The organism is Flavobacteriales bacterium TMED191 (assembly GCA_002171975.2).
In the GTDB taxonomy this organism is placed as follows: Bacteria; Bacteroidota; Bacteroidia; order Flavobacteriales; family TMED113.
Genome location: NHIO02000045.1, coordinates 1 through 10,556, shown reverse-complemented (window position 1 = coordinate 10,556; position 10,556 = coordinate 1). Strand labels below are relative to the sequence as shown.

General features: G+C 29.4%; 7 protein-coding genes. 4 read left to right on the top strand and 3 right to left on the bottom strand.

Features of this window, described 5'->3' with window-relative positions; genetic code table 11:
* Window positions 1-253: 253 nt before the first annotated feature.
* The 3 genes from CBD51_005380 to CBD51_005370 are packed head-to-tail and all read left to right on the top strand — an operon-like array spanning window position 254 to window position 2,069.
* The gene (locus CBD51_005380; protein ID RPG58333.1) at window positions 254-790 is read left to right on the top strand and encodes a hypothetical protein; all 537 of its coding nucleotides are present in this window, start codon (window positions 254-256) and stop codon (window positions 788-790) included.
* 47 nt (window positions 791-837) lie between these two features.
* Entirely contained in the window at window positions 838-1,506 is a 669-nt protein-coding gene (locus CBD51_005375; protein RPG58332.1) for a hypothetical protein, read from the top strand.
* 26 nt (window positions 1,507-1,532) lie between these two features.
* A complete protein-coding gene (locus CBD51_005370; protein ID RPG58331.1) occupies window positions 1,533-2,069 on the top strand; it encodes a eukaryotic translation initiation factor EIF4E family protein in 537 nt (178 codons plus the stop codon).
* On the opposite strand, the gene CBD51_005365 is transcribed toward CBD51_005370, so the two are convergent.
* Both CBD51_005365 and pcn read right to left on the bottom strand, forming a co-directional pair.
* Window positions 2,066-2,482, bottom strand: coding sequence for a hypothetical protein (locus CBD51_005365; GenBank protein ID RPG58330.1), 417 nt, complete (start codon window positions 2,480-2,482; stop codon window positions 2,066-2,068). The two genes, CBD51_005370 and CBD51_005365, sit on opposite strands and share 4 nt — an antisense overlap.
* A 59-nt stretch (window positions 2,483-2,541) precedes the next feature.
* Window positions 2,542-3,363, bottom strand: a complete 822-nt coding sequence (gene pcn, locus CBD51_005360) for a proliferating cell nuclear antigen (pcna) (protein ID RPG58329.1) — start codon at window positions 3,361-3,363, stop codon at window positions 2,542-2,544.
* Window positions 3,364-3,465: 102 nt separating this feature from the next.
* Here pcn and CBD51_005355 point away from each other — a divergent pair, with 102 nt between their 5' ends.
* Window positions 3,466-5,061, top strand: coding sequence for a hypothetical protein (locus CBD51_005355; GenBank protein RPG58328.1), 1,596 nt, complete (start codon window positions 3,466-3,468; stop codon window positions 5,059-5,061).
* 421 nt (window positions 5,062-5,482) lie between these two features.
* Here the strand turns inward: CBD51_005355 and CBD51_005350 are convergent.
* A partial coding sequence (locus CBD51_005350; GenBank protein ID RPG58327.1) for a LamG domain-containing protein occupies window positions 5,483-10,556 on the bottom strand: 5,074 nt, incomplete at its 5' end.

The following is a 10,556-nucleotide window of genomic DNA, read 5'->3' as shown; positions in this document are numbered from 1 at the left end:
AAGAGGAAGAGGAAGAGGAAGAGGAAGAGGAAGAGGAAGAGGAAGAGGAAGAGGAAGAAGAGGAAGAGGAAGAAGAGGAAGAGGAGGAGGAAGAGGAAGAAGAAGTTTATGAAACTGAAGTAAATAATAAAACCTACTACACTACCGATGATAAAAATGGAAGCATATTTACAATGTTAGATGATGGAGATATTGGTGATGAAATTGGGAAATTTGAGAATTCTGTTGCATTCTTTTTCTAATTATAATATAAATGTTAAGTTCTGAATTGTGTGGACCTGCCCTAATATATTTATGTTTTTCACTTACACAAGTAACTGTAGATTCATTTAAAGGATATTATAATACAGCATTTTTCAAAATGTGGATCACTATTATAATTACAATTTTATTGAATAGTCTATGTGCACGTGGTTTAGGAGTTGCCGCTTGGATTATTGTTTTTATACCATTTCTTACTATGACTATAGTGACATCTCTACTATTATACTATTTTGGTTTAGATCCGAAAACAGGTAAGATTTCAATATCGGGTGATTCAATGAACAATGGTGCTAATATTGATATTAGATCTACTCAAAAAGAAATAAATGATTTGGAAGAAAATAAAAGTTCACAAAAATTGTTTTCTGTGTCAACAAACGATAATAGAAAACCTAGCGATAACACAGATCAGTATGAATATGTAAGAAAATACTGTGAAACCCACGGCGAACCCCCTCACCCTAACGTGAGTTGCCCAGTTACAACAGATGAAACCTTTTCATCTTTAAAACACGCCAATTTGTAAAATTAGTAAATTATTAATATAAAAATATATAATAATTTACTATAAAAATGCTTTACATCATAAGTCCCTTATTTTTATTTGGATTATTTTATTACTTATATAGATTAGGATATTTATATAATGTTGCGATTGAATTATATTCAGGATATAAGTATTTTAACAATAACGTATTAATTCCTGTAAAACAAACATATACCAATGTTAGATATTACATATTCTATAAAAATAAATATATTGTAATTATTGACAACAAGGAATACATTGTTGATAATCTTGATATTTTTAGAACAAATATTCAAGGAATTACACCAATATGCGAATATGCCATAATACTTAAACCACATTTAATTAAGAACCAAATATTTTATCAAAGAATTACATCAAAAACAACTGTAAATGGAATTTTAGACAATGTTTACTCAACTAATGTTATGAAAGTAAATCCATTTATTTATATTTCAATAGATATTGGAGGTAAAGAAATTGAAATAAATGATAATTTGATTTATTACTACTTAGATAAGAATACCATATTAGATAGAAAATTCATTATTTGGTTCATACAAAAATTCAATAACGTAATTATGAAAACAACCGAAAATTATATCATAAACATTATTGATTCTAATAGCGATATGAAAGCTATTGAATTTACGAATGATGAAAACAAAGCAATTGTTATTGATAACAATTCTTATATTGTAAAAACAATATAAAAAACAATATATAATTATTATACATAATGGCAGAACAGTCTGAAATGGCTCTCCAAAATGGTGTTGATTCAACATTACAATCCCATAATCTCCATGATACATGGAATTTATGGGCACATCTTCCCCACGATACAAGCTGGAGTTTGGACAGTTATAAAAAAATTACCACCTTTAAACTAGTTGAAGAGATCATTGCACTTAACCATAACCTTCCTGATGTTCTAATCAAGAATTGTATGCTGTTCTTGATGAGGGATGGTATTCAACCTATTTGGGAAGACGAAAAAAATCGTAATGGTGGCTGTTTTTCATATAAAATAAACAACAGAAATGTTGTCGATGTTTGGAAACAATTAAGTTATGCTATTGTCGGAGAAACTGTGTCTATGAATGATGACTTTAGAAGTAATGTTACCGGTATTACTATTTCTCCAAAAAAGAACTTTTGTATTATAAAAATTTGGATGAGTGCTTGTAGTCATCAAAATACTCAACAAATATCACCTATTAAAGGTCTAAATTCTCACGGATGTATTTTTAAGAAACATAACCCAGAATTTTAGGAAAACAAACAGTTATGAATGGTTTTCATTTCATGATATGTTAGAGTATGAAAAGTATATCCACTGTGACCACCGGACACTTGACGATATTCTTTTCTCAATCTTTCGTGAATCTCTCGTGCACCTGAAAACTTAGGAGTTTGCCAAACACGAATGGCATCAAACATACCGCCTGGAATGTAACCGAGCATATTCTCAAATACACTTCCTGTAGTGGTAGACGAATAATAACCATCATCAGTGATTTTATATTTAGCCAATAGTGGTCCATCATAAACAAAACGGTTGTTAATAGGTGGAACAGGAGGACACGCCACTCTTTGTGGCAAAGTGTCTGGTTCTTTTGGAACAGGAGGACCAGAAACTCTGTTACTAGTATTTTTATTAGTACAACGAACTTCGCCTAGATACATATTTGATTTGTATAATACTTAAAAATAAAATTCATTTTAGTAATCAATTTTATTTTTATTTAGGAAGAACTTGGCAACGGAGCTAGGCACAATCTAATCTCGCCAAGAGATGCTACATTATATTTAACAATCAAAGGCAAGTTGTTTTCAAGATACATTTCTACCGAATTACACAAATTTGTACATTTAATAAAATAGCCAAGATTCTTTAGCGAAAACTCTCCTTGAATAATTTTTGTCGATTCTTGTTTTTGAACAAAATCCATACTACCATCTGATTCTGCACGACGAATTTCAGCTGAAGCAAAAGGACCGTTGCAATGGAAAATCAATTCATTACCAACTGATTTTATTTCTAGTTTTTCACTAATACTTGACAAATCTCTAATAATCTTTTGAAAATCACTAGACGGTAAATTAATAATCGATGAAAAAGTAACATCGGGAACTTCTAATTCTTCAGGATCTGGTTCAATCAATCTTAGTTTTTGTGTCTTACACTGTTTAATATCGCCATTCTCAAACTTGAGACCCAGAAAGTTTGGAACAGCCCCGTTCCAATCAGATTCTTCAATATAAATTGTTAATGTGTCGTCGTTGTCAATTGAATTAATTAACTTGAATAAATGGAACATATTAACACCAATTACAATTTTCTTAATTCCATCTTTCATTTTATATGATTCAAAGTTTTCTGAAGGTAGAAATAAATGAGCCAAAATTGTATGCGATTTATCCATATTTACAATGCGTATTCCAACATCACTAAAAATAATATTTGTTTCCAATAATATATCTTTTAGTGCAGTCATTAATGTTCGAAAAGGNNCAATTTGAACAGTTTTTATTGTTAATACGTTTGAATCTTCGTTATCTTGCATTTATATCTATTGATGCGTTTGAACCTTTAAATACTTATGTTGAAAATATAAGTATTTAATTTTATTTAAAAGATATAAATATTANCTTACATTTTAANTATCATGAATGAAATTATATCAGACAATGAAACTGATAATACAGGCGCNAAGTGTCTTTCTACTATAAATACATTACTTTCAACATATAAAACTGACCCATTTATAACTGGAAAAATTCTACATTATATTACTGAACAATTACCAAAAACGCTAGAAACTATGAAGAAAGATCACGACACAAAGGTAAAAAGAAAAATATTTTTAGAACAAGAAAAAGAAAAATTTATTTGTAAGTTTTTAAATGAACATAAGTTTTTCTATATAACATGCTCGAACAGATATATTCAATACAAAGACAACAATTTTACCTTCTCAGGTGAAGATAATGTCCAACATCAAATATTAACTAAAATCAGTTCAGTAAGATCACTTATGGAATGGAAATATAAAATTAAAGCAGAAATTATGAAAGAAATAAAAATGAGTAATTTTATTAAAACACCTATACCAGAATCTGAGACAATACAAAGTATTATTTCAAATATCTTCCCTTCAATATTCGCTAGCAAAGAGTGGGCTAAATATTTTCTTACAGTTATAGGTGATAATATTCTTAAAAAAAACAATAACACATTGGTTCACTTTATGCACCCTTCAATTAAAAACTTTTTAACTATTATTAATGATGAGACAACCAAATATTTTTCTACAACCATTAATCCTATAGAATCTATTAAATTAAAATATCACAAGCATAATTACAAAGATTGTCGTATTCTTGATATTAATAATACTAGTCAATTAAACTATAAAAATAGCGAAGATTTCATAAAAAAAAACTTTTTAAATTTTATGGCTGTTTCTGTTTATTATTCGATTAAACACGAAAATTCAGATAGTTTTATTATAAATAATCACAAAGCCATAACAACGATACATCCTCGTGTTTTTTATTTAAATCACAATAGTATTGACCGAATAACATCGTCATTCCTTATTAAATACACTGTTAATACAAATATACCCAACAGCACTTTGTGTTGGAACGACTTACTTTTTATGTGGAAACATTATTTACAAAGTCTCAATTTACCAAATATTATTTTTCATAATGATCTCAAAACAATTCTTGAAAAAAAAATAAATTACGATAAAGAACGGGACATTTTTATCAATTGTCAAAGCCATTTTCTAGATTTAGTTGAACTTTTCAAAAATTTTTGGACAGAAACAATTGTAATTAACAAGCAAAATGATGAACTAGAAATTGAAGAATTAGAATTTTTATTTCATATATGGTGTAAGAAAAAAGGTAAAAATAATTCATTTATTAAAAGCTCTAATTTTGATGTAATAGATACTGTTAAACATTTCTATAAATCAATTAACATATCTAATGACAAATTTATTACTGGAATTCAATCCAAAGAGTGGAATAAAATTAATGTTATTAGAGATTTCCTGNTAAGTTTTCANGATAAAAATCGTAATGAAAAATGTACACGACCNGTTGCTTTCGATAATTTATATAAAGAATACTGCAAATGTCAAAAAAACAAACTAATATGTAGTAAACAGTATTTTAAAAAAAAACTAGTTACACTTATTGACGTTAAACACATTGACGAAAATATTATTTTAACTAGCTATTGGCAGTAATAGTAATATCATAAATTTATAGTTAAATAAATTTATAATAAAAATTAAAAATTAAATATTAAAAACATTTGTTTTTTGTTTATCTTCTTCTAGTACGGCGCGATCCTCTGCCTCTTTTCTTTAAGGTGCTGTCACTCTTTTTGAACGCTTTGAAAGTNCCTTTCTTGGGTTTGAATCCGGCNTTAGCTAAACGTTTTTCTCTCTTGGCAGTCATATGNTTNTTCTTAGATACAACGCGTCCGTGTTTGTTCATCATCAATTTATCCTTTGTTAATCCTCCNGCTGTTTTGTGGGCNTTTCCATGCCAGACTTGGGCACGAGATCCAGTGTTGAAATCGTATTTTTTGCCTGAAATGTGGTATTTGCCATCGGCTTGTTTGTGGGCTCTTTTTACCATTATATAAAGACACTAGAAAAAAATTTAACGCAACTTCAAATTTCCTTGATTTAATCTTTGTGCTAAATTAAGATTATACACCAATGTTGGTTCTAAAATGGCTGTTTTTGCATTTTTAAAACTATCACTCCTATTNACACACAAATTTTCACACATTACAGTTCTAACAAGANCACCTAAATTTTGCTTAATGTTTATTGTATATCTAGTNTTATATCTTAATACAACTGGTATACTTATGAATCGACCCTTAGTTCCATCAGTAGCAATATCCGTTGATCCATTAATAAGTATTCCTTCCTTTCCAATAGGATATAATATTTTTGGTTCATACTTAGGAGTTCTATCAGTAATACCAACCATTGTAATTCTGTCAGAATTAACACCAGAGTAGAGGTTAAATTCCACAGTACAAGTTGCTGTGTGTTTATGGTATGATTGTACGACAACTCTCAAATTTGTTACTAGATCTTGCAAACCATATATGTATTTTGTTACGTCTGTTGAAATTTCAGGGAAGTTTTTATCGTAAATATTATACACAGCTTTGTAAACATAATTATTTTGAATCTTTTCATTTGTAATTAATAAATCTGTATTTAAAATATCAGTACCATTAAAACTGCCATCATACTCTGTCAAAGAAATATCATATGTAATAAANGAATCGGTCGTATCGGGTAAAATATCGTAGTTTTGAAAATTATAACTCAAATCAATACCAAAATCATATATAGTATTACCTTCTGTCATAAAGTTATAATATGTTGTTTCATTTATGTATTCTTTATGAAATGTTAATCGATTTTCNACATTAATACCTATAAATAATGTATCAAAATTTGCGTTTAATACCTCATTTAACGAAGCATAGTCTCCTCTTAAATTCGCATATGTATCTTTGTATTGAAACTTAATCGATTTTCCAATTTCACTCTCTTCCGATTGACCAATACTCAATCGTTTTGTTTCCCTCAATCTTAACCCAAGTTGTTTCGTTATTGATATAAATAATAAATTTATTGATTTCTTTGGAACGACATTGTTTAGTGTATTATGTTTTATATCATTGCCAATATAGAAAATTTCTGTACTTTGATCACTGGAGACAGTTGTGTCAAAATCCATTAAACCACCAGTTAAGTTTTCAGGATATAGTTTTGTATTAATCTTTAATATTGTGCCATCGTTATTACTAAATGGACACAAGTATACATTTCTGTTATTTGCAACTAGTCCTCTAATATCACTTATTGTATCACTATATTTATAATATGATAATCCATTAAGAGCAAAATTGCTTGTATCAAGACGGACAAGTAAGTTATTAAATGAACTATCTATATACAAAAAGCCACTCTCATAGTTAATACCGGAACAACCATTTGAAAAACTGGGAAGATCTATCGATGAAATATCATTAATTGTGGTTATGTTGTCGAAATTCGCCTTATTAATTCTTAACAACCTAGACGGATTTTGGTTTGTAACTAAATATATATTATATTCATCTTGTGCAATGTCTTGAAAATTTGTAAAAACATTATTCAATGTTGTCAGGTCTAAAACAGTCGTTCCTGATGTCGTAAAATCGTCATTATCAATTCTNATAACACTACCTGAAAATAAAGGNGAATAATAACTATTACTCGAATCAACAACAAGACCGGAATATTGTTTTAATGAACCGATGTCAACACTTGATATATCNCTTGCAGTTAAGGTTGTTGTTGTACCACTTACAAAACTAGATTTTAAAACTCTAATGCAAACATTTATATCATAGGGAACTAAGTATATGTGCTCATTGTATTCTTGTATTCCATTGAATGTTCCAAAAATATCTATTTGAGTGGGAAATAGATAATCATCTAATGTTGGGATTACATTAACTACGTCACATGCTGCAAAATTCGTTTCTGTTGCGTTATTTGTAAAATCTGTTGTTGAGAACCGTACTATTGTAGTATGTGGATCTACGCCATATGTTGTAGAAGCACTTATATCTGTTGTAAACGGTGATAAATATCCAAATTCATTTTCTCTATCAATTGTTACACCTGTAAATTCACCTTGTATCAAAACACCGGTATTTACAGGAAGTTTCTCTGGTATTGTTATATTCTCAACCTTGTTTGATAAGAATGTATCTTTAAATGCCCTTGTAATCTTATTGGTTGTTACATCTGTCGAATAATTNCCNTATGGAGCTAAATATATNTAANTAGCNTCATAATCTAAACCNCTATATTGAACATTTGAACCNNTGNTNTCTGTTAAATTTANTGTTTCAATNTTAAATTCTTTATATCTTGANGTAGCTTCTGTTGTTGTNGNTAATTGTGTATCATAATGAACATCTAAATCTACTAATTCTGATGTTGCAGTATAAAAACTGTTGTTTTGTTCGTCTGTTTTTTCCTTACATTGAATAACAGCGTATTGATAATCATTAACATAACCACTCATATATACAACTGGCGGTTGCTCATTGTTTATCTTAATTGTTTTAACATAATTGTTTTTACCTTGAATACCTGATTCTACAAACTGATGAATATACGAAATATCAGTCACTAATGCACCACCAACTTGTTTGATTTTAACTAATCCCCATTCCCAATTTGTTACTCCGTTATTTGATACATCAACATTTACAGCAGCATATATTGTTCCATCTCGGTTATCAATCGCAATATCAATAATTCTGTCATTTTTGTTTGCAAATTCGCGATAAACAAATGTTGTATCTATTGTAAATGTGTTATTTTCTATGTCTTGTGAGAGTTTATATATAATTGGAAGCGACGAATCCAAAATATCTGGAGTATCAACATTAGAATATCCACCAATGTAAACATTTGGCGGATCATTACTATCTAATACAATACAAGTTGCATTTTCGTTTAATCTGCTAGTATTTGTAATAGTATACGATGACGTAACTGTCATTACACCGTTTGGTTGGCTTATTTTTAACAGTGACATATCACTATCTTTGGTAGTTTTGTCTCTTATACTACCCACTAAATACATATTATTGTTGTTGTCAATAGTAGAAAGTGTGGTTTTTTCATTATCTTTATTAAAATCATAATTAAGTTGTTCTAACAAATTGAATGAAATTGTTTTATCGGTTGTTTCAGATGGAATTTGCTCAAACTTAACAACAATATTATTAAAGTTGTCTTTCTTTTTTTCGTCACTATATCCAAACATATAAATATTCATACTAGAATCAAGAAGAATTGATGTATTTTCATTACTAACAATCCTATTTTCAGATGTAATCATAGAAGCCTTATTTGTATTTTCAAAATCAGAATAAACAAAGTAATTATTACCTGCAAAATCTTGAATTAAATCTGTTTCCAAAATTGTTCCACTAGCATCAAGTGCGATTTGTTCTTGTGTTACGCCTCTCTTTTCAATAATTTCCCATCGACTTGTTACAGTATTATATTTTTGAATTGTCGGTCTAAATTTGGTTCCTTGTAATTGATTTACTTCAATGCCTTCGCGATAGGATACTGAAACATCTTCGTTATTATCAACAGTTATTGATGGGTTTGTTGCAATTCCTTCTGTAAACTTTGGGTTTCCTCGTATAGACCAATAACCAGCATTTTCATTAATTGGCGGAGTGTAGTAAATTACAGTCAATTTCTTCGCTGTAAAGTTTGTAACAACAGCTTCTGTTGTTCCTTCAATTAAGGTTTCATAACTGTCACTTACACTTTCACTTAAGCATAAATACGGTTTATTATGTATAGGATTACTTGATATAGACAATGAAATTTCATTGACATTTGTAAATGTTGAATTTGTTGTATTTGATAGTACATACCAATTGTCAGATATGTCTTGTGTCATTACAACTAGATTACTAGTTTCATCTATATAGGCAACATATATGTTGTCATTGTAATCAACAACAAATTTCAGCTCACTAACAGCCGTATTTGTAAAACCAGGACTTCCAACAAATGACCATTCATTTGTAACAAAACTATACTTCTTAACCGTTGCTTTATTTCCGTTATTACTATCAGCAAAACAAACAAAGAATTTCTGTGCTGCGCCTGGATCATAATGACTAATTTCATTAAATTCACGAATAACGCCAGAGGTGTCTGTGTGAAAACCATATTGTGGTACTATTGACGCACTACTATCAAACGGTATACCACCAGCAACACCTGAAATATCATTTGCAAAAGGAAATCTTACTTCCAAATTACTTATATCTATATCTTGTGTAATTCCAAAAGTTTTTCCATTTTCATAAATATTTGTAATTTCATTTTCTGTTAGTGCGCGACTATAATATCTAATATCTTCAAGATTATTTGTTATTGTTTCATCTACTAATTGTAACGACGGACCGACTGTTTCATTTACATAATAACTGTTCAAAGGATAAATCTGTTTATATGGTAAAATTATTGGCAATTCTTCTAGTGTTGTTCTATCATATTCTGTATGATTAAATACATCCAAATTTTGCATTGTTAATTTAACATTCTTTGTTGATTCTACTGTTTCAATATAATCCAACACTCGATCACCATCCTCACGTAATGGCGCATATAGTACATAATCATTAGTTGTGTTCGCACCCGTTGTATCATATAAATATGTAACCTCGCTTTGTGTTAAAGGACGATCGTAATATTTCAATTCTCTAACATTTCCATTGAAACTATATTGTGCCTGTCCATCTTGTTCATAACGAGAACCCACACCTATAGTTCCTATAGTATTTGGCGTATAATTCGCACTAGTAGACGAAGATTTTAGTGAACCATCTACATACAACTTCAAGGTTGTTGTTGCATTATCATATGTAACCACTGCGTGGTGCCATTCTTGCTGAGTGATTGCTGTAACACCATTTATATTTGTTTGTAAAGGTCCAAACAATCTTACTTGCAACGTATCTGCATGTGGATCTTTTCTCAATGCAAGCATACCACCCGAAGTACCATAATTTTCACCAAAAACCAATATATTTTTTTGGTATCGTCCAGTCTGTTCATATTCAAAATTATTAAACGGATATATCCATAATGAAAATGAGAAATTTTGATAGCTGGTA